Source organism: Frederiksenia canicola, from assembly GCF_011455495.1.
In the GTDB taxonomy this organism is placed as follows: Bacteria; Pseudomonadota; Gammaproteobacteria; order Enterobacterales; family Pasteurellaceae; genus Frederiksenia; species Frederiksenia canicola.
On the sequence record NZ_CP015029.1, the window covers coordinates 1,387,355 to 1,407,956 of the forward strand.

The following is a 20,602-nucleotide window of genomic DNA, read 5'->3' on the forward strand; positions in this document are numbered from 1 at the left end:
AAACTCAATGAAAAAAGTATTTAAATTAGCAGCTATCGCCGCAGCGTTTACTCTCCCAGCCACATTTGCCAATGCGAATGATAAAATCGCATTTGCTGATCCTAATTTTTTGATCCAAAACCACCCTGAGATGGTCATTGCGACACAAAAAATTGAAAAAGCAGTGCAGGAAGTGAAAAATAAATTCGCGGACGAAGAGAAAAAACTCACAGAAGAAGACAAAGCATTATCCGATGAATTCCAAAAAATTGAGGATGATGCGAAAAAATTACAAACAGAAAAAGAAGCCGTTGAAGCATCATTGAAGAAAAAAGTGGCGGCATTAGAAAAAGATGCGCCAAGACTGCGTTCAAAAGAAATTCAAGCAAGACAAAAAGCGATTGAAACAGAATCAAATGCTTTCCAGAAAAAAGTGGATGCAATTCAAAAACGTGAAGCAGACTTCCGCAAAAAAGCAGATGCTTTCCAAAATAAAGTGGCTCAGTTCCAACAAAAATTAGATCAAGAACAAAATGCACTGAATATTGATACTAATGAAATTCAGAAAAAAGCGGTTGAAGACGTGAATGTGGCGATTAAAGCCGTTGCGGAAAGTAAAGGCTACACATTGGTGTTAATTCCTTCTGTGGCATTATATGCAAAAGATGAAACTGCCAATATTACTGAAGCAGTGTTGTCTTCATTAAAAGCGAATGTAAAAGTGACTGAAGAAAAACCAGCTGAACAGGCGAAGTAATAATGAAAACTTTCCGTTTAAGTGAATTGGCGGAACAAATCGGCGGAACGATAAAAGGTGACGCCGATTTAGTCGTTTCCACAATCGCGCCTTTAGAAAAAGCAGAGGCTTCTCACATTACGTTTATTTCAAATGCAAAATATCGCTCGCAACTGACCGCTTGTCAGGCTGGTGCAATTATTGTGAACGAAAGTGATGTTGAGTTTTGTCGCAATGATCAAAATTTGATTGTAGTGAAAAATCCTTACCTCGCGTATGCAATTTTGGCACAATATATGGACACCACACCAAAACCAGCCAGCGGAATTGCGTCTACGGCAGTCATTTCACCAGATGCAAAATTAGGGAGCAATGTTTCTATTGGTGCTAACGCTGTGATTGAAAGCGGAGTGGAATTGGGTGATGATGTTGTCATCGGTGCTGGTTGTTTTGTTGGTAAAAATACGCAAATAGGCTCCCGAACCAAACTGTGGGCAAATGTATCCATTTATCACAATGTGCGTATTGGCACAGATTGTTTGATTCAATCCTCTGCCGTGATCGGTAGCGATGGCTTTGGTTACGCAAACGATAAAGGACAATGGATTAAGATCCCACAAACAGGCGGTGTAGTTATCGGTAACCGAGTGGAGATTGGGGCTTGTACTTGTATCGACCGTGGTGCACTAGATCCTACTGTGATTGAAGATAATGTGATTATTGATAACCTATGCCAAATCGCTCACAACGTCCATATCGGTTTTGGTACCGCCGTCGCTGGAGGCGTAATTATGGCAGGTAGCTTAAAAGTAGGGCGATTCTGCCAAATTGGTGGAGCAAGTGTTATCAATGGACATATGGAAATTTGTGATGGTGCGATTATTACAGGAATGGGAATGGTGATGCGACCAATTACCGAAAAAGGTATCTATTCATCAGGCATTCCATTGCAAACCAACAAAGAATGGCGTAAAACCGCAGCATTAACAATGAATATTGATAAAATCAATGAGCGATTAAAAGCCGTTGAGAAATATATAAAAGAATCGTAAGGCGAAATATTTAGCTCTTAGGGGTTGGATGATTTTACCTGATACAAGATGAAACTATAGTGAATTTGATTTTAAGAGGGACTTACAGTGTCAGAAACTCGTGAACCAAAAGTGGTTGAAATTGAAGAGATTATGCGATTACTACCGCACCGCTATCCATTTTTAATGGTTGATCGTGTTGTGGATTTTGAAGAAGGGAAATGGCTTACCGCGATTAAAAATGTCAGTGTAAATGAACCATGTTTTACTGGACATTTTCCAGAAAAACCAATTTTTCCTGGTGTATTGATTATGGAAGCGTTAGCGCAATCGATGGGAATTTTAGCATTTAAAACCAGAGAATTAGAGCCAGGCTCGTTATTCTACTTCGCAGGTATTGATAATGCACGCTTCAAAAAACCGGTAGTGCCAGGTGATCAAATGACGCTTCATGTCGAAGTGATCAAAGAAGTTCGTGGCATTACCCGTTTTACTGGCACCGCAACCGTTGATGGAAAAGTGGTCTGTGAAGCGGAATTAATGTGTGCTCGTAAATAATTTTGAGAAGGAAGATTGCTATGCAATTTATTGATTCTTCAGCAAAAATCAGCCCACTTGCAGTGATTGAAGACGGTGCAAGAATTGGTGCGAATGTTGAGATTGGTCCATTTTGTGTGATCGGAAAAGACGTAAAAATTGGTGCTGGCACTAAGATCCATTCGCATGTTGTCATTCAAGGCGATACTGACATTGGTGAAGATAACCATATTTTCCAATTTGCTAGCATCGGCGAGATCAACCAAGATCTAAAATATCATGGCGAACCAACGAAAACCATTATCGGTAATCGTAACCGCATTCGTGAAAGCGTGACCATTCACCGTGGAACCGTACAAGGCGGTGGAGTGACTAAAGTCGGTGATGATAACTTATTTATGATTAACTGCCATATTGCTCACGACTGCTCGATCGGCAACCGTTGTATTATTGCGAATAACGGCACTTTAGCTGGGCACGTTACCCTAGACGACTTTGTGATTGTTGGGGGGATGTCAGCCATTCACCAGTTTGTTGTTATCGGTTCACACGTTATGCTCGGTGGTGGTTCAATGGTTAGCCAAGACGTGCCACCTTATGTCATGGCACAAGGCAACCACGCACAACCATTTGGCGTAAACCTTGAAGGTTTAAAACGTCGTGGTTTTGATAAAGCAACGATGCACGCGATTCGCAATGTTTATAAGTTGATTTATCGCAGTGGTAAAACCCTTGAAGAAGCCATTCCAGAAATTGAGCAATATGCGAAAACAGAAGCTGCAGTCAGCCTATTCTTAGATTTCTTCGAGCGTTCAACCCGTGGAATTATTCGCTAATTTGTGATTTTCCCTGAGCTGAGACAAGCGGTCAGTTCCTTCAAATTTTTTGCAAGTTGCAAAATTTTGGCTGGAACTGGCCGCTTGTTGTTTATATCAAGCCCGCTGTAATAAAGAAATGACGATAAGCTTCGACTTTTTTGGTGAAGCTTAATGGGTAGGCTCTGGAGGTGGAAGGCAGACGGTAGAGTTTGAGATCGAAATTGCCAAAAGGGTAGTCGATCCAGTCGTTTGTTTTGGGCGATTTGACCTTATTCGGCAACAGTTCAAGTAAAATATCGGTCGCTTTGCCGCCGGTGGTGAATAGCCAACGGCAGTGAGGCACTTGGGCGAGTATGGTATTCAAATCGACTTTTTCCACAACGGTGAGAAATTTATCAGAGGCGTTGTCCTGTTCTCGAATGGCTTTGGTTACGGTCGGGCAGAGGGCGATGCCTTTTTCATAGAGAAATTGCAAAATCTTGTCGGGATCAAACCGCTTGTCGTTCGGTATGATGAAGTGGTTCGGATTACCAAAGAAGATCTCACCGTAAATTCGCCACATATCATTTTGGAAATTGGGGTAGTAGAAATCCATCGAGCGTTTTTCAGGCTTAGGTGGAAACGTCCCCATCATCATTATGGTGGCATTCGGTGGGAGAATTGGTGGGAAAGGGTGGATTTCGATTAGTTTCATGAGATGATTTGGTTCGAAATCACTCTCGCCCGTTGATGGGCGAGAGTGAGTTAAAATTATAACGCCTTCAAAATATCATCCACACGCTCTTTGGCATCGCCAAACAGCATTTGGGTGTTTTCTTTGAAGAAGAGAGGGTTTTGTACGCCTGCGTAGCCAACCGCCATTGAGCGTTTGAACACCACCACGTTTGCCGCTTTCCATACTTCAAGCACTGGCATACCGGCGATTGGGCTGTTTGGATCGTCCATCGCTGCTGGGTTTACGGTGTCATTCGCACCGATAACAAGCACCACATCAGTTTCTGGGAAATCTTCGTTGATTTCATCCATTTCTAACACCACATCGTAAGGCACTTTTGCTTCTGCCAGTAACACGTTCATATGCCCCGGTAAGCGACCTGCCACAGGATGAATCCCAAAACGCACGTTCACGCCACGCTCACGCAATTTTTGGGTGATTTCTGCGACAGGATATTGTGCCTGTGCCACCGCCATTCCGTAGCCTGGGGTGATGATCACAGAGCTTGCATTTTTAAGCATTTCTGCCACTTCTTCGGCAGTGGTTTCACGATGTTCGCCTTGTTCTTCATCAGCACTTGCTACCACATCATTACCAAAGCCACCAGCGATTACGCTGATGAACGAGCGGTTCATCGCTTTACACATAATGTAGGATAAAATCGCACCTGAAGAACCAACCAATGCCCCCGTTACGATCAACAAGTCGTTGCTTAACATAAAGCCTGCCGCCGCAGCTGCCCAACCTGAGTAAGAGTTCAGCATTGACACTACCACTGGCATATCCGCCCCACCGATAGAGGCGACTAAGTGCCAACCGAATGCAAGAGCAATTGCCGTCATGATTAATACAGGGAAAATATTGTCAGGGTTGTTTAGGAAGACGATCATCAATAATGCAGAAACGACTAACGCCGCTAAATTGAGCTTGTGGCGATGTGGTAACATCAATGCTTTTGAGTTGATTTTGCCGTTGAGTTTGCCGAAAGCGACCACAGAACCGGTAAACGTCACCGCACCGATGAAGATCCCTAAGAACACTTCGACATTGTGAATAGTTGCAAGGGTCGCTTGTTCTGCCAAGAAGGCAGCTTGTGCTGCCGCCTCTAAATTGGCTGGCATTTCAGCAGTGTGGTGCAAACCGTAGCTGTTAAAGCCAACAAGCACCGCGGCTAAACCAACAAAGCTATGCAAAATTGCCACAAGTTCTGGCATTTCAGTCATTTCGACTTTTAACGCTTTACGCACGCCGATAAAACCACCGATCGCCATTGCCGCTAAGATCCAAATTGTGCCTTGCGATTGTGGTCCGAAAATAGTCGCAACGAGGGCAATCGTCATCCCGACAATACCGTACCAACAGCCCGCTTTGGCGGTTTCATGTTTGGACAAACCCGCCAAACTCATAATAAATAACAGTGCTGCAATAATGTACGCAGCTTGGACTAAACCTAAAGACATATGCAGCTCCTTAACCTTTTCTGAACATCGCTAACATTCTTTGGGTCACTTTAAAGCCGCCAAAGATGTTGATACTTGCCACTAAAATCGCAATAAAGGCGAGAATACTGATGAAGAATCCGCCTTGAGCGATTTGCAATAACGCTCCCACGATGATGATGCCCGAAATCGCATTCGTCACCGCCATTAACGGTGTATGCAATGCGTGGCTCACATTCCACACCACATAATAACCGACCACGCAGGACAAAACGAAAACGGTGAAATGTGATAAGAACGCAGATGGGGCAACGGAGGCGAGTAACAGGAAAAGCACGCCAGCGGTGGCCATAATGCCGTATTTGATGCGAGGATCTGCAGGTTTTTCCTCTTTTTTGACCGCTTGTGCCGTTTTTGCCGCTTGTTGTGGTTGAGCGGACACTTGGATTGGCGGGGCAGGGAAGGTGATTTCACCTGCACGCACCACGGTTACACCACGGAGCACGACATCATCAAAGTCGATGTTGATCTTGCCGTCTTTCTCTTTGCAGAGCAGTTTGAGCAAGTTCACTAAGTTGGTGCCGTAAAGTTGTGAAGATTGGGTTGGTAAGCGGCTTGGTAAATCGGTATAGCCGATGATTTTCACTTGGTTGTCAGTAATGACCACTTCGCCTGATTTGGTGAGCTCGCAGTTTCCGCCCGTTGCTGCGGCTAAATCGACAATCACCGACCCCGGTTTCATCGATTCAACCATCTCTTTGGTGATCAAACGTGGGGCAGGTTTGCCAGGAATCAACGCCGTAGTAATAATAATATCCACTTCTTTCGCCTGTTCAGCGTAAAGGGCTAAAGCACGGCGGTTGAACTCTTCCGACATGACTTTCGCATAGCCATCACCGCTGCCACCTTCTTCTTTGAAATCAATTTCTAAGAAGCTTGCCCCCATGGATTGCACTTGCTCTTTCACTTCTGGGCGAGAGTCGAATGCTCGCACAATCGCACCAAGGCTGTTCGCTGCACCAATTGCGGCTAAACCAGCTACACCCGCACCGATCACCAACACTTTCGCTGGCGGCACTTTACCCGCCGCAGTGATTTGACCCGTAAAGAAGCTGCCAAATTCATGAGCCGCTTCCACCACCGCACGATAGCCTGCAATGTTTGCCATTGAGCTAAGTGCATCGAGAGACTGTGCACGGGAAATACGCGGCACGGCGTCCATCGCTAACACATTGATTTTCTTGGCAGAAAGCTTTGCCATCAAATCAGGATTCTGTGCTGGCCAAATAAAGCTAACCAGTGTGGCTCCTTCTTTAATTTGAGCGATTTCTGTATCTGTTGGTGGATTCACTTTGAAAATGATGTCTGCATTCCAAACTGCTTTCGCATCACCAACGTTGGCCCCCGCTTCGGCGTAGGCTTGGTCTTCAAAACTCGCTTTAAAGCCAGCGTCTTTTTCGACGACCACGTCAAAACCGAGTTTCAGGATTTGCTGAACGGTCTTTGGCGTTGCCGCCACACGACTTTCATTGTCCAGCAGCTCTCTTGGTACACCAATAAGCATAAAGACTCCTATATTATGATTTAAGAAATGTGAAATGGAAGGGAGAACAAGCGGTCAGATCCAGCAAAAATTTTGCAAAAAGCGTTGCAAATTTTTCAGCGGAAGTGACCGCTTGTCTTTGCATTTAAGCAAATTTCCCGATTCAAAACGGGGCTAACTTTATCATTTATTTTAATGCTTGGGTAAACATTTTCTAATGACGAATCGGAATCTTGCAACATCATTGATTTAGCACATTTTTTGAAATAAATCTTTGGTGTTTCAAGGCTTTTTTGCTATATTTGCACGCAATTTTTGCCTGTTCTGACAGAGCGGGAATGAATTTTCTTTCTATTCATGGACACACAATTTTATGTTTAAAAAATTTCTTGGATTATTTTCAAACGATCTTTCTATCGATTTAGGTACGGCAAATACATTAATTTATGTGAAAGGGCAGGGCATTGTGCTTGATGAACCCTCCGTTGTTGCCGTTCGCCAAGATCGTATGGGAACCTCAAAAAGTATTGCAGCGGTGGGAACAAATGCGAAATCAATGTTAGGTCGCACACCAAAAAGTATTATTGCTATTCGACCAATGAAAGATGGCGTTATCGCCGATTTCCACGTGACTGAAAAAATGTTACAACATTTCATCAAGCAAGTTCATAGCAACAATTTTATGCGTCCGAGCCCGCGTGTTTTGATCTGCGTGCCTGCTGGTGCAACTCAAGTTGAGCGTAAAGCCATCAAAGAATCTGCCATGGGGGCGGGTGCACGTGAGGTGTATTTAATTGAAGAACCAATGGCTGCGGCAATTGGTGCAGGTTTACCTGTGGCAGAAGCGGCGGGATCGATGGTGATCGATATTGGCGGCGGTACCACAGAAGTGGCGGTACTTTCATTAAACGGCATTGTACATTCTTCTTCGGTACGTATCGGGGGGGATAAATTTGATGAAGCGATTATTGCCTACGTTCGTCGCCATTATGGTTCTGCGATTGGGGAAACGACGGCAGAACGTATCAAACAAGAAATTGCAACAGCATATTTACAAAGTGAAGATGAAATTCGCACGATGGAAGTGCATGGCCATAACCTTGCTGAAGGTGCACCGCGTACATTCACCTTAAGCTCAAAAGAAGTATTAGAGGCGATTGAACAGCCATTAACGGGTATTGTTGAAGCGGTCAAAGCCGTATTAGAACAATGTCCACCAGAGTTGGCTGCAGATATTTTTGAGCGTGGTATGGTACTGACTGGTGGTGGTGCCTTAATGCAAAACTTAGATGTATTATTGTCTAATGCAACAGGCGTGCCGGTTATTGTCGCAGAAGATCCGCTGACTTGCGTGGCTCGTGGTGGTGGTAAAGCGTTAGAAATGATCGACACTCATGGTGGCGATGTCTTTAGTGACGATAACTAAGATGTCGTCAAGTCGGGGCGAAAGCCCCGATTACAAGCGGTCAGTTCCTGCAAAGGTTTTGCAAATTGATCCTTCCTATTAAAGCCTGCTAATTTCCGTTTTCCATTTTTATGAAACCAATTTTTGCAAAAGCGCCTCCCCTTGGTGTTCGTCTTGTTATTGCTATTGCACTTTCTGTCGCCTGTATTTTTTTTGACGGGCGGGGGTCTACCATGGTTCAAGTGCGTAACCTGCTGGAAACTGCGGTAGGTGGCTTATATTATTTTGCAAATACCCCACGAGTAGTATTAGACGGAGTAAGCAATAATTTTATTGATAGCCAACGGCTAAAAATGGAAAACCAAGTTTTGCGGGAGCAGATCAGAGAAAAGAATGCTGATCTGCTCTTGCTTGATCAGCTTAAAGTTGAAAATCAACGACTGCGGTTGTTGCTCAGCTCGCCATTACGTCAAGATGAATATAAAAAGGTAGCGGAAGTGCTCACCGCAGAAATGGACGCTTATCGTCAACAAGTCATTATCAATCAAGGCAAATCAGACGGTGCTTTTGTTGGGCAACCAATTATTGACGAGCGTGGTGTGGTCGGGCAGGTGATTTCTGTCGGCGAAAAAAGCAGCAGAGTATTATTGCTGACTGACGTAACCCATGCCATTCCTGTACAAGTGCTACGTAATGATGTACGTGGTATTGCCAGCGGTACAGGGCATAGTGAAGAGCTGATCTTAGATCATTTACCGAGAACAGTGGACATTGCCAAAGGCGATGTGTTGGTGACTTCTGGGCTAGGGGGGCATTTTCCCGAAGGTTATCCTGTTGCCGTGGTGGAAACGGTGATCAACGATGGTTCAAGCCATTTTGCACGCGTTACTGCACGTCCATTAGCTTCATTGGATCGCTTGCGTTATTTGCTATTACTATGGCCAACCAACGAAGAATTACGTAAAGCCCAAACGATTTCACCACAAGATGTTCGAGATGCGGTGGAAGAGCGCCGTAAAAGTTTGAATCCATTAGACCGCTTGCGACAAAAGAAAAAAGAACAGATAAAAGAGGATGTGGAAATGCGCGTCATAGACGAGTCAACGGAAAATCCTGCGGCGGAACCTGAAAATGAGAATGCCATTGAGCCGATTGACGAAGGAGTGGTGCAATGAGACAAAATGCGATTTTTCAACTACTCATACTGATTTTTATTTTCGCAGTTGCCTTTGTGTTAGAAATTATGCCATGGCCCTTGGGGTTTCAAGGGCTACGTCCAGCGTGGGTTGCGTTAGTGCTGATTTATTGGGCATTGGCGTTACCCGATAAAATCAGCGTGGGCACCGCGTTTTTAGCGGGGATTGTGTGGGACGTTATTTTAGGTTCAATTCTTGGCATACATGCCCTTGTTTTATCTGTTGCGATTTACTTTGTTGCGAAGTATCACCTGATATTACGCAATCTTTCTCTCTGGCTACAAAGTATTTTAGTCATGCTATACATCGCACTAATTCGCTTTGCGATTTTTTTTATCGAATTTATTCTACACAGTGCAGAATTTAATGCTCAAGAAATTCTTGGGGCTGCGATTAGTGGTGTGCTTTGGCCTTGGGTTTTCTTGTTAATGCGACATATTCGCCGAGGCTTACATCTACGTTAATGAACAGCTTATCCTTTGATTTTTCAGCGGATTTTAGACCGCTTTCTGCCCGAATGCGGCCACGCACTCTCGCAGAATATGTCGGACAATCTCATCTCATCGGTGAAGGAAAACCCCTTCACCGAGCTATCGCCGCAGGGCATAGCCATTCAATGATTTTCTGGGGGCCGCCAGGTACAGGCAAAACGACCCTCGCTGAAATTATTGCCAACGAATTAGATGCCGAAGTCGAACGCCTTTCTGCCGTCACTAGTGGCGTTAAAGAGATCCGTGAAGCGATTGACCGAGCCAAACTCAATCGACAAAGCAGTAGACGCACCTTGCTATTTGTCGATGAAGTCCACCGTTTTAACAAAAGTCAACAAGACGCTTTTCTCCCCCACATTGAAGACGGCACTATTATTTTTATCGGGGCAACCACCGAAAATCCGTCCTTTGAACTGAATAACGCCCTGCTTTCACGTGCCAGAATTTACATTCTCAAACCATTACAAGCGGTCGATATTTTGAAAATCTTGCAAAATGCAATAGCCGACAAAGAACGGGGCTTTGGCAACGAAAAACTGATTTTACAAGACGATGTATTGAATTTGCTTGCGGATTATGTCAATGGCGACGGACGTTTTGCATTGAATTGTTTAGAGCTGATGGTTGATATGGCAGAAAGCTTACCGCAAGGCAAACTGCTCGATAAAAACTTACTAACCGAAGTGCTCGGTGAACGGCAGGCCCGTTTTGATAAAGGCGGTGATCGCTTTTACGATCTCATTTCCGCCTTACATAAATCGGTACGAGGATCGTCTCCCGATGGGGCATTATATTGGTACGCCCGCATTCTCACGGCAGGTGGCGATCCGCTGTATGTCGCTCGTCGCTTGCTGGCGATTGCTTCCGAAGACATTGGTAATGCTGATCCAAGAGCGATGCAAGTGGCATTGGCTGCGTGGGATTGTTACACCCGCGTGGGTGCCTATGAAGGCGAACGAGCCATCGCCCAAGCGGTGATTTATCTCGCCGTTGCCCCAAAAAGTAATGCGGTTTACACCGCTTTCAACGCTGCTAAACAGCTTGCGAAAGAAGCAAAAGATTATGACGTACCAGAACATTTACGTAACGCTCCAACGCAATTGATGAAATCTCTCGGGTATGGCGAAGAATATCGCTATGCTCATAACGAGCCGAACGCCTATGCTGCAGGTGAAAATTACTTCCCTCCAGAGCTGCAAGACACCCAATTCTACTACCCAAGCGAACGGGGAATGGAAAAACAGATCAAAGAAAAACTCGAGTGGCTCAACGGCTTAGACCAACAGAGCGAATTGAAACGTTACCCATAAGACAAGCGGTTAGATCCGCTTAGTTTTTTGCAAATCTAATGAAAATCGAACAAAAAATTGAACACGCCTTTAGCGAATCCGGCACATTAAGTAAAAATATTAACGGCTTTCGTCCTCGCCAAGCACAGCTTGACATGGCACAAGCGGTTGGACGGGCGATTCATTTTGCTGAAAGTGCGGTGATTGAAGCCGGTACAGGCACGGGCAAAACCTTTGCTTATCTCGTGCCAGCGTTGCTGTCTGGCAAGAAAACCATTGTGTCCACAGGCTCGAAAAACTTACAAGATCAGCTGTTTAACCGCGATTTGCCGACCATTCAAAAAGCGTTGAAATACAGCGGCAAAGTTGCTTTACTCAAAGGGCGAGCCAATTATCTCTGCTTGGAACGGCTAGATCAGCTGATCGCAATGGGCGTGTTAGGCGATAAATCAGTGCTTGCCGATCTTACCAAAGTGCGAAAATGGCAAACGGGGACGGCAACGGGCGATCTCAGCGAATGCATCGCCATTGCTGAAGACAGTCCGATTTTGCCACAACTGGTTAGCACTACCGACAGCTGTTTGGGTTCCGATTGTCCGAATTATAAAGAGTGTTATGTGGTGCAGGCACGCCGTAGAGCGATGGATGCGGACGTAGTGGTGGTGAATCATCATCTATTTTGTGCCGATATGGCGGTTAAAGAGAGTGGCTTTGGTGAGCTAATCCCCGAAGCTGAGCTGATTATTTTTGATGAGGCACATCAGCTACCTGATATTGCCAGCCAATACTTCGGGCAATCACTGACCTCCCGCCAGCTGTTCGATATTTGCAAAGATTGCAACATTGTTTACCGCTCTGAACTCAAAGATCTCGCCCAACTGGGCAAAGCGGCGGATCATCTGCAAAAAGTGGTGCAGGATTTCCGTTTGCTGATTGGTGAAGGATCAATTCGGGGCAATTTGCGAGAGTTGTTGCAAAATCGCAAAGTAGTCGATGGTTTAAATAAACTGAATGAAACCCTCGATTTTCTAAGTGAAGTGGTGAAAAAATCTCTCGGACGTTCCGAAATGTTGGATAAAATTTTTGAGCGTTTGGCGGAAGTCAAAGTGTTATTGAAAAAATTAAGCGATACTACCGTGGTGGGTTACTGTTATTGGTATGAAACGAATGGGCGATTCTTTGGTTTACATATCACACCGCTGACGGTGGCAGATAAATTTGGCGATCAACTCAAAAACCAAAAAATTGGTTGGGTGTTTACCTCTGCAACACTGGAAGTCGGTGGCAAGTTTGACCACTTCTGCCAACGGCTTGGCATTGAGAATGCCGAACAAATGGTGCTACAAAGCCCGTTTGATTACGCTAAACAATCTTTGCTGTGTGTGCCTCGTTATCTGCCTGACAGCAATAAATCGCATACGTTAACGGCATTAGGGCAGTTACTTAAACCTGTGATTGAGGCGAATAACGGTCGTTGCTTTTTACTTTGTACATCCTATTTTATGATGAGAGGGTTGGCGGATTTTTTACGGGAACATAGCTCGCTCAGCGTACTGCTGCAAGGGGAAACGAGCAAAAGCCGCTTGCTGGAAAAATTTATTGATGAGCCAAATAGCGTGCTGGTCGCCACCCAGAGTTTTTGGGAAGGGATTGATGTACGGGGAGAGGCGTTGTCGTTGGTGATTATCGACAAATTACCGTTCGCTTCGCCTGACGATCCGCTGCTCAAAGCCCGAATGGAAGATTGCCGCTTGCAAGGCGGTGAGCCGTTTAACGATATTCAAATTCCCGAAGCGGTGATTACCCTCAAACAAGGCGTAGGGCGATTGATTCGGGATGTGACAGACAAAGGGGCGGTGATTATTTGCGATCCTCGCTTGGTCATGCGAAATTACGGAGCGACTTTCCTAAAAAGCTTACCGCCGTTTGCTCGCACCCGAGATTTGAATAAAGTCGTGACGTTTTTGCAAGCAAGCGGTTAGTTTGTAGAGATTTTTTGCAAATTTTTTCTCAAAACTGACCGCTTGTAATCCATAAAATTGTGTAGGGAGGCGTTTAGCCCTCCTGAAGGCGTAACGGTAGGTTAAAACCTGTCCCTACAAATACGATTAATGTTTCATCTTTTTGGAAAGCCTATGTTAATCAAAGTATTACGTTTTATTGTTGGGCTCGCATTGCTGTTTTTAATGCTCTATTTGGGGAGGTTGGTCAATCAACTGCTCCCGATTGGCATTCCCGAAAGCATTTGGGGATTATTGATTTTATTTAGTTTATTACTGACGAATATTCTCAAAATACAATGGGTTTCCCCGGCATCTCGCCCAATTTTACGTTATATGACACTGTTCTTTTTGCCGATTTGTTCAGGCATTATTGAGCAAACGGATATGCTTCATCAACATCTCAACGCCTTGATTTTGGCTAACTTTTTGAGTGCAGTCTTATCACTGGTACTGATTGGCTATCTTGCACAGTGGCTATTTAGTCAAGAACAAAAACAGGAACATGTTGATGAATGACCTGATGATTTATGCCTATACATTATTGACGGTGGCGGTATTTGTAACGGCATGGAAATTGAGCAAAAAACTCAAATCCGCCATTTTAAATCCGTTTATTTTATCACTGCTGTTACTGGTGTTGATTCTGCTCGGGTTTGACATTCCGTTTGAACGCTATTATCAAGGTAATAGCGTTTTAAATGAATTGCTTGGTGTATCGGTTGTTGCTCTTGCCGTTCCATTTTATGAGCAATTGCCGCAGCTAATTAAGCATTGGCGAAAAATCAGTATCATCGTGATAATTTCAACGCTACTCACTATGTTGATGGGCGTCGGGTTAGCGATCTTATTTGGGGCTAGTCCACAGATTGTGGCAGCGGTTTTACCGAAATCGGTAACCACAGCAATTGCCATCTCAATCGCGAATGAAATTGGCGGCAGTTCGGCAATCAGTGCCGTTGCTGTGTTGATCGCAGGGCTAACAGGCTCAGCATTCGGCTTAGCTATCTTACAGAAAGTCAACGTGCATAACACCCGTGCGATTGGGTTAAGTATGGGCGCCGTTTCTCATGCGTTAGGCACGGCTCGTTCAATGGAGTATAGTATTAAAGCGGGAAGTTATGCCTCAGTCTCTTTGGTGTTGTGTGGCGTACTTTCTTCGTTGCTTGCCCCTTGGGTGTTTCGTTTAGCGTTAGCCATGTGCTATTAACAAGCGGTCGGTTTAGGCAAAAGTTTTGCAAAAAATCAGTAGGATCTGACCGCTTGCGGACAATAAATTTGGTAGAACGGCAAATACCCTTTAAAATGCGTACTGTTTTTGCTTCAGAATATGAGAAATTATGACTAAGAAATCATTCTCCATTGATGAGATGACACAAGATCAATCCACGATGCAAACATTCAAGCGTTTGTGGCCGATGATCTCCCCCTTTAAATTAGGCATTATTGTGGCAATGGTTGCCATGATTTTAAATGCGGCTGCAGATGCGTATTTAATTACAATGTTGAAGCCGTTAATTGATGAAGGATTCGGTAATAATGCAGACCGCAATTTCTTGAAAATTATGGCATTTATTGTGGTGGGACTGATTTTTGCTCGCGGAATGACCAGCTTTGTTTCAAGCTATTGCTTGGCATGGGTCTCGGGTAAAGTGGTGATGACGATGCGGCAGAAAGTATTTAAGCACTTGATGTTCATGCCTGTCACTTTCTTTGATCAAAACTCCTCAGGGAAATTGCTTTCTCGAATTACTTATGATTCAGAACAGATTGCAGGATCGTCTGCTAGTGCCTTGCAAAGTGTGGTGCGGGAAGGGGTGTATATCATTTTCTTAGTGGCTACGATGTTCTATTACAGCTGGCGATTATCCCTTGTGCTGTTTTTGATCGGCCCATTAATTGCGATTTTGATTCGGGTGGTGTCAAAACGCTTTCGTAAGTTGAGCCGCAACATGCAAGAATCCATGGGAAGTATGACAGAAAGTGCCGAACAAATGTTACGTGGTCATAAAGTAGTGTTGTCCTTTGGTGGTCAGCAAGTGGAAGAAGAACGTTTCAACCATACAAGCAATGATATGCGTCGCAAAGGCATGAAAATGATGGCCGCTACAGCCATTTCTGATCCGATTATTCAGGTGATTGCATCTTTGGCATTGGCGGTAGTCCTATTTGTCGCAGGGTCGCCAGAAATCATGGGTGAAACATTGACCGCCGGTGAGTTTGCCGCTGTTATTGGGGCATTGATGGGGATTCTACGTCCACTAAAAACACTCACTAATGTGAATGCACAATTTCAACGTGGCATGGCGGCTTGCCAAACGTTGTTTACTTTATTTGATTTACCAACGGAAAAAGATGAAGGAACCCACCAAGTTGAACGAGCAAAAGGGGATATTCGTTTTGAAAATGTCACCTTTACCTATTTTGGTAAAGAACAACCAGCATTGAAAAATATTTCGTTTGATCTTCCAGCAGGTAAAACATTGGCTTTGGTTGGACGATCTGGATCAGGCAAATCGACCATTGCGAATTTGATTACCCGTTTTTATGAGATTGATTCGGGCAAAATTACGCTTGATGACGTGTCTATCAGCGATTACACACTCAATAATTTACGTGAACAATGTGCGATTGTTTCGCAGCAAGTTCACTTATTTAACGATACAGTTGCAAACAACATTGCTTATGCAGCAAAAGATAAATTCAGCCGTGAGCAAATTATTGAAGCCGCAAAAGCTGCGTATGCAATGGAGTTTATCGAAAAAATGCCACAAGGGTTAGATACCATTATTGGTGAAAATGGTGTGAATTTATCTGGCGGACAACGTCAGCGTTTAGCAATTGCTCGAGCATTGTTACGCAATTCCCCTGTATTAGTGTTAGATGAAGCAACCTCTGCATTGGATACAGAATCTGAACGAGCAATTCAAGCTGCGCTTGATGAGTTGCAAAAAGACCGTACTGTTTTGGTGATCGCTCACCGACTATCGACAATTGAAAAAGCCGATGAGATTTTGGTTGTTGATCATGGTGAAATTATTGAAAGAGGATCTCACCAAGCGTTATTGGAAAAAGATGGCGCTTATAAACAGCTACACAGTTTGCAGTTTGGTGAATAGATAATAAAAAAATGCCCTAGCGTTTGAATTTCTAGGGCATTTTCATTGTGGCTAAACACTGAGCATTTAGCCTGTATTCCGCATGCCTGCCGCAATGCCAGTGATAGTAATCATCAGGGCTTGTTCAAGGGCTGGGTTTGGATTATCGCCTTGGGAACGTAAGCGGTGTAACAGTTCCACTTGCAACAAGTTAAGCGGGTCAGTGTAAACATTACGCAGAGCGATGGAGTCCGCAACCCAAGGTAAATCAGCCATTAATTGACTCTCGTGAGCGAGAGAAAGTACGGTTTTAATATCATCTTGCAACTGGCTGCGTAACGTTTTGCCTAAGTGGTGCAGATTTTCTGGTACAAGGCGTTGATCGTAATGTTCCGCTAACCACGCATCGGCTTTGCTGAACACCATTTCCAACATACCAATACGGGTCGAGAAGAACGGCCATTGTTTGCACATTTCTTTCAGTAACGCTTCATTGCCCTGTTCAATTAACTGACGCAACGCTGCACCCGCCCCAAGCCATGCAGGGAGCATTAAGCGGTTTTGCATCCACGCAAAAATCCACGGAATAGCCCGCAAACTTTCTACTCCGCCGTTTGGATTACGCTTCGCTGGGCGTGAACCTAATGGTAATTTTGAGAGTTCTAACTCAGGCGTTGCTGAACGGAAATAAGGCACGAAATCTGGCTCACCACGTACAATGCCACGATAGATTTCACAAGAAAGTTGCGAACCTTGATCCATTATCGCTCGCCACGCTGTTTTGGGTTCTGGCGGTGGGAAAATATTCGCTTCTAAAATCGCACTGGCGTAGAGGTCTAAACTTTCCACGGCCACTGCAGGTAAGCCGAGTTTAAAACGGATCATCTCGCCTTGTTCTGTCACTCGTAAACCGTTTTTGAGTGAGCGAGGTGGCTGAGAAAGCAGTGCCGCATGAGCAGGTGCACCGCCACGACCAATGGTGCCGCCACGCCCGTGGAATAAGGTCAATTCAATGTTGAATTTTTCGCACAAGTTTACTAAGGCCTCTTGGGCTCGATATTGTGCCCATGATGCCGCCAACATTCCCGCATCTTTGGCGGAGTCGGAATAGCCGATCATCACCATTTGTTTATTGTTGATCACACCACGATACCAGCCGATATTAAACAAATCGGTCATGACTTTTTCGCAGCGATCTAAATCGTCTAAGGTTTCAAAGAGTGGTGCAACGGGGATCGCTTGTTTACAGCCTGATTCTTTGAGCAATAAATGTACCGCAAGCACATCAGAGGCTTCTCTCGCCATCGAAATCACATAAGCTGAAATCACGCCTTCTGGCTGTTCTGCCACCACTTTGCAGGTCGCCAAAATTTCTGCTGTTTCTGGGCTTGGTGTCCAATTGCTTGGCACAAGCGGTCGGCGAGAACTCAGTTCACGGACTAAGAAGGCTTGTTTGTCATCTTCTGTCCATTGCGAATAATCGCCTAAACCGATATAGCGAGTAATTTCAGCAACTGCCATTGCGTGACGCGTACTTTCTTGGCGAATATCTAAACGAGAAAGCCCTAAGCCAAAACAGCGAATGCGGCGTAAGCAGTCAAGTAAACCGCCGTTGGCGATGATCCGCATTCCACATTGGTGCAACGATTGATAACAGTCGTAAAGTGGTTCCCAAAGCTGTTCGTCATTTGTCAAAATTTCGTCAAAACTGACCGCTTGTGGTCTGCCTTCAAGCAAATCGCCATAGTAGGCAACGGTTTTGGTTAACTTGGAACGCAGGGATTTCATCAACACACGATATGGCTCTAAGTGATCACCATATTTCGCCCGAAATTCTGTGGTACAATTCACTACCGAAAGTTCGTCTGCCAAGCCTTTCACATCTTCTAAGAACAGTTCTGCCGCTTTCCAACGATTCATCAACAACACTTGACGAGTGGTTTGTGCAGTCACAAATGGGTTACCATCACGGTCACCGCCCATCCACGACGAAAAACGCACAGGAGCTAAACCTACAGGGTGTTGCACACCGAAATGTTTCTCTAAATGGAAATTGATTTGGCGGCAGAATTCAGGCACGGCTTTCCATAAACTGTTTTCAATGACCGCCATTCCCCATTTAGCTTCATCGACTGGCGTTGGGCGTTGAGTGCGGATTTCGTTAGTATGCCACGCAAGAGCAATCAGCTGCATCAAACGGCGTTTGAGCTTGGTGGTTTCTTTTTCGGTCAGATCATTGTGTTCTAAACGGCTTAAACAGCGGTTGATTTCAACGTGTTTATTGACAAGTGAACGGCGGGTAACTTCCGTTGGGTGAGCGGTAAGTACCAAGTCGATCAACAGTTTTTCAATGGTTTCGATCACTTTTTCTGCAGGCACGTTTTGAGCTTTTAAACGCTCAAATAACGCTCCCATTGAACGTTCTCCGAGAGAAGCATCTTTGCTGTGGCGAGAAATGGTTTGGTACTGTTCTGCAATGTTGGTCAGGTTTAAAAATTGGCTGAAGGCACGAGCAACGGGGATCACATTTTCAGTCGAAATATTGGCAAGAATATCAAGCAATTGTTCACGTGCTTTCTCATCGCCCGCACGAGACGCTCTAGATAATTGGCGAATATTCTCAATCAACTCTAAAATGTCGTTGCCTTGGGCATCACGAATGGTTTCCCCTAGAAAATCCCCTAACATATGAATATTACTACGCAGTGATTCATATTGGTGGTGCATAAAATCCCCTTAAAAAATAGTTCAAAAAACAGGGGGTAGATATACCGAAAAAGCCTAAAAATTGCAATATGATTTAATTTTTTTGATGAAATAAATTAAAAAAAGTTATTAAAAGAAGAGAGTATACAAGTGGTCAGATCCCACTCTTTTTTTGCAATTCCCATTTGCAAAGTTTTTGTTGGATCTGACCGCTTGTATTAGGATGATACTTGCCATGAAATCATCGCACAACGGCGTTGTCCGTGTTTGATTGGACGATTATTTTGCTGTCTGGTTTGGTAGAAATACAGGAGCTTTGTTTTTTTGTATTGTTGTAGTAACTCCAATATTCCTTGGCGAAATCTAACGCATAGACTTGTTGAGATTGGCGAGATAAAGGAAATGTAAGCGTACTTGGATCATTGCCAATATTGAGAAAACTGGCAGTTGGTTCAACACTTAATTGGTTTAAAAATTGTGTTGTGTGGCTATTTTTTTCTACATACATAGTCTTAAACGTAAATAATCATGGGAATGATTTTGCAAAAGACATTACATAAAAAATAGCTTGGTTGAGAACCAAGCTATTAATGCATTTTTAGTTAAACAGATGGCGATTTGCTATAAGTTGCTGTTTTGTCAGGCTAAATACGCCTAAGCCGCCGTGTTTAAATTCGAGCCAGTTAAATGGTACCGTTGGGAATTGTTCGATGAGATGCACCATACTGTTGCCCACTTCACATACCAGCACGCCATTGTCCGACAAGTAATCTGCCGCTTGTGTCAAAATCCGTTTGGTGATGTCTAAGCCGTCCACGCCAGAACCCAGAGCCATTTCTGGTTCATGGTGAAACTCCTCTGGCATTGTTTCCAAATCTTCCAAGTCCACGTATGGTGGGTTGGTGATAATCAGATCGTATTGATCTTGTGGCAAGCTATCGAATAAATCCGACTGTAACGGGAACACTTGCTGTGCCATATTGTGTCGGTCGATGTTGATTTCCGCCACATTTAACGCATCGACAGAGAGATCAACGGCATCAATTTCTGCATGTGGAAAACGTTCAGCACAAGCAATTGCAATACAACCGCTGCCAGTACATAAATCCAAAATGCGTTTTGGCTCGGTACGCAAAATGCCCGTAAACCCTTCACGGATCAGCTCACCAATCGGTGAACGCGGAATAATTACCCGCTCGTCCACATAAAACTCTAAACCACAGAACCATGCTGAATTCGTCAAATACGCTACTGGTTTACGCAAGCCCAAACGCTGCTGCACCATGTTAATAATGCGTAATTTTTCCGTTTGGGTCAGGTTAGATTGATACAGACTTTCAGGTACATCGACAGGTAACGCCAAGGCACTGAGAACCATCTGATTTGCTTCGTCCCACGCATTGTCGTGTCCGTGTCCGTAATAGAGATCGGAGGCATTAAAATAACTATATGCCCAACGCATCATATCCAAAATCGTTTTTAAATCTTGCTCTGCAGGTGATTGAGCCATGTCATCGAGTAATTCAAGGTTGTATTCAAACATAAATGATCCTTGTAGAAAAATTTGCCGATTTATACCACATTTCCGTTTATGTTAGAATGCACACCGACAAATTTAG

The 20,602-nt window shown here is 44.4% G+C and carries 18 protein-coding genes; 12 read left to right on the plus strand and 6 right to left on the minus strand.

The annotated features are described in order from the left end of the window. The first annotated feature begins 7 nt into the window (after window positions 1-7). The 4 genes from A4G17_RS06800 (at window position 8) to lpxA (ending at window position 3,119) form a co-directional block, all read left to right on the plus strand. A complete protein-coding gene (locus tag A4G17_RS06800; protein WP_123956321.1) occupies window positions 8-736 on the plus strand; it encodes an OmpH/Skp family outer membrane protein in 729 nt (242 codons plus the stop codon). Window positions 737-738: 2 nt separating this feature from the next. Beyond that, window positions 739-1,767 (plus strand): UDP-3-O-(3-hydroxymyristoyl)glucosamine N-acyltransferase, encoded by a 1,029-nt coding sequence (gene lpxD / locus A4G17_RS06805; RefSeq protein ID WP_123956320.1) that lies wholly within the window; start codon window positions 739-741, stop codon window positions 1,765-1,767. A gap of 132 nt (window positions 1,768-1,899) precedes the next feature. Then, complete coding sequence (gene fabZ, locus A4G17_RS06810) at window positions 1,900-2,304, plus strand: 3-hydroxyacyl-ACP dehydratase FabZ (RefSeq protein WP_123956719.1); 405 nt, start codon at window positions 1,900-1,902, stop codon at window positions 2,302-2,304. 20 nt (window positions 2,305-2,324) lie between these two features. After that, entirely contained in the window at window positions 2,325-3,119 is a 795-nt protein-coding gene (gene lpxA, locus A4G17_RS06815) for an acyl-ACP--UDP-N-acetylglucosamine O-acyltransferase (RefSeq protein ID WP_123956319.1), read from the plus strand. A 91-nt stretch (window positions 3,120-3,210) separates the two neighbouring features. On the opposite strand, the gene A4G17_RS06820 is transcribed toward lpxA, so the two are convergent. From A4G17_RS06820 to pntA, 3 genes are read right to left on the minus strand one after another with little or no spacing between them, the layout of a single operon-like run. After that, window positions 3,211-3,795: a DNA glycosylase gene (locus A4G17_RS06820; protein WP_123956318.1), complete on the minus strand. Its 585-nt coding sequence runs from the start codon at window positions 3,793-3,795 to the stop codon at window positions 3,211-3,213. 56 nt (window positions 3,796-3,851) lie between these two features. Beyond that, complete coding sequence (gene pntB, locus A4G17_RS06825; RefSeq protein ID WP_123956317.1) at window positions 3,852-5,276, minus strand: Re/Si-specific NAD(P)(+) transhydrogenase subunit beta; 1,425 nt, start codon at window positions 5,274-5,276, stop codon at window positions 3,852-3,854. 10 nt (window positions 5,277-5,286) lie between these two features. After that, on the minus strand, window positions 5,287-6,819 hold the full coding sequence (gene pntA / locus A4G17_RS06830; protein WP_123956316.1) for a Re/Si-specific NAD(P)(+) transhydrogenase subunit alpha: 1,533 nt from the start codon (window positions 6,817-6,819) through the stop codon (window positions 5,287-5,289). 352 nt (window positions 6,820-7,171) lie between these two features. Here pntA and A4G17_RS06835 point away from each other — a divergent pair, with 352 nt between their 5' ends. The 8 genes from A4G17_RS06835 to msbA all read left to right on the plus strand — a co-directional run bounded on the left by A4G17_RS06835 (window position 7,172) and on the right by msbA (window position 16,298). Further along, window positions 7,172-8,224, plus strand: coding sequence for a rod shape-determining protein (locus tag A4G17_RS06835; RefSeq protein ID WP_123956315.1), 1,053 nt, complete (start codon window positions 7,172-7,174; stop codon window positions 8,222-8,224). A gap of 110 nt (window positions 8,225-8,334) precedes the next feature. Continuing rightward, window positions 8,335-9,378 carry a rod shape-determining protein MreC gene (gene mreC / locus A4G17_RS06840; RefSeq protein ID WP_123956314.1) on the plus strand — a complete coding sequence of 348 codons (1,044 nt, stop codon included), beginning with the start codon at window positions 8,335-8,337 and terminating at the stop codon, window positions 9,376-9,378. Continuing rightward, window positions 9,375-9,863 (plus strand): rod shape-determining protein MreD, encoded by a 489-nt coding sequence (mreD, locus tag A4G17_RS06845; protein WP_123956313.1) that lies wholly within the window; start codon window positions 9,375-9,377, stop codon window positions 9,861-9,863. The genes mreC and mreD overlap by 4 nt, the downstream gene beginning before the upstream one ends. Next, window positions 9,863-11,200 (plus strand): replication-associated recombination protein A, encoded by a 1,338-nt coding sequence (locus A4G17_RS06850; protein WP_123956312.1) that lies wholly within the window; start codon window positions 9,863-9,865, stop codon window positions 11,198-11,200. The genes mreD and A4G17_RS06850 overlap by 1 nt, the downstream gene beginning before the upstream one ends. Before the next feature lie 38 nt (window positions 11,201-11,238). Continuing rightward, entirely contained in the window at window positions 11,239-13,161 is a 1,923-nt protein-coding gene (locus tag A4G17_RS06855) for an ATP-dependent DNA helicase (protein WP_123956311.1), read from the plus strand. Window positions 13,162-13,314: 153 nt separating this feature from the next. Continuing rightward, window positions 13,315-13,698, plus strand: a complete 384-nt coding sequence (locus tag A4G17_RS06860; protein ID WP_123956310.1) for a CidA/LrgA family protein — start codon at window positions 13,315-13,317, stop codon at window positions 13,696-13,698. Between the two features lie 4 nt (window positions 13,699-13,702). Beyond that, window positions 13,703-14,389, plus strand: coding sequence for an LrgB family protein (locus tag A4G17_RS06865; RefSeq protein WP_123956717.1), 687 nt, complete (start codon window positions 13,703-13,705; stop codon window positions 14,387-14,389). Between the two features lie 130 nt (window positions 14,390-14,519). Then, window positions 14,520-16,298, plus strand: a complete 1,779-nt coding sequence (gene msbA, locus A4G17_RS06870) for a lipid A ABC transporter ATP-binding protein/permease MsbA (RefSeq protein ID WP_123956309.1) — start codon at window positions 14,520-14,522, stop codon at window positions 16,296-16,298. A 66-nt stretch (window positions 16,299-16,364) separates the two neighbouring features. On the opposite strand, the gene ppc is transcribed toward msbA, so the two are convergent. The 3 genes from ppc to prmB form a co-directional block, all read right to left on the minus strand. Beyond that, window positions 16,365-19,004, minus strand: a complete 2,640-nt coding sequence (ppc, locus tag A4G17_RS06875; protein WP_123956308.1) for a phosphoenolpyruvate carboxylase — start codon at window positions 19,002-19,004, stop codon at window positions 16,365-16,367. Window positions 19,005-19,224: 220 nt separating this feature from the next. Continuing rightward, window positions 19,225-19,491, minus strand: a complete 267-nt coding sequence (locus A4G17_RS06880) for a hypothetical protein (protein ID WP_123956307.1) — start codon at window positions 19,489-19,491, stop codon at window positions 19,225-19,227. 90 nt (window positions 19,492-19,581) lie between these two features. Next, the gene (gene prmB / locus A4G17_RS06885; protein WP_123956306.1) at window positions 19,582-20,526 is read right to left on the minus strand and encodes a 50S ribosomal protein L3 N(5)-glutamine methyltransferase; all 945 of its coding nucleotides are present in this window, start codon (window positions 20,524-20,526) and stop codon (window positions 19,582-19,584) included. Window positions 20,527-20,602 lie beyond the last annotated feature (76 nt).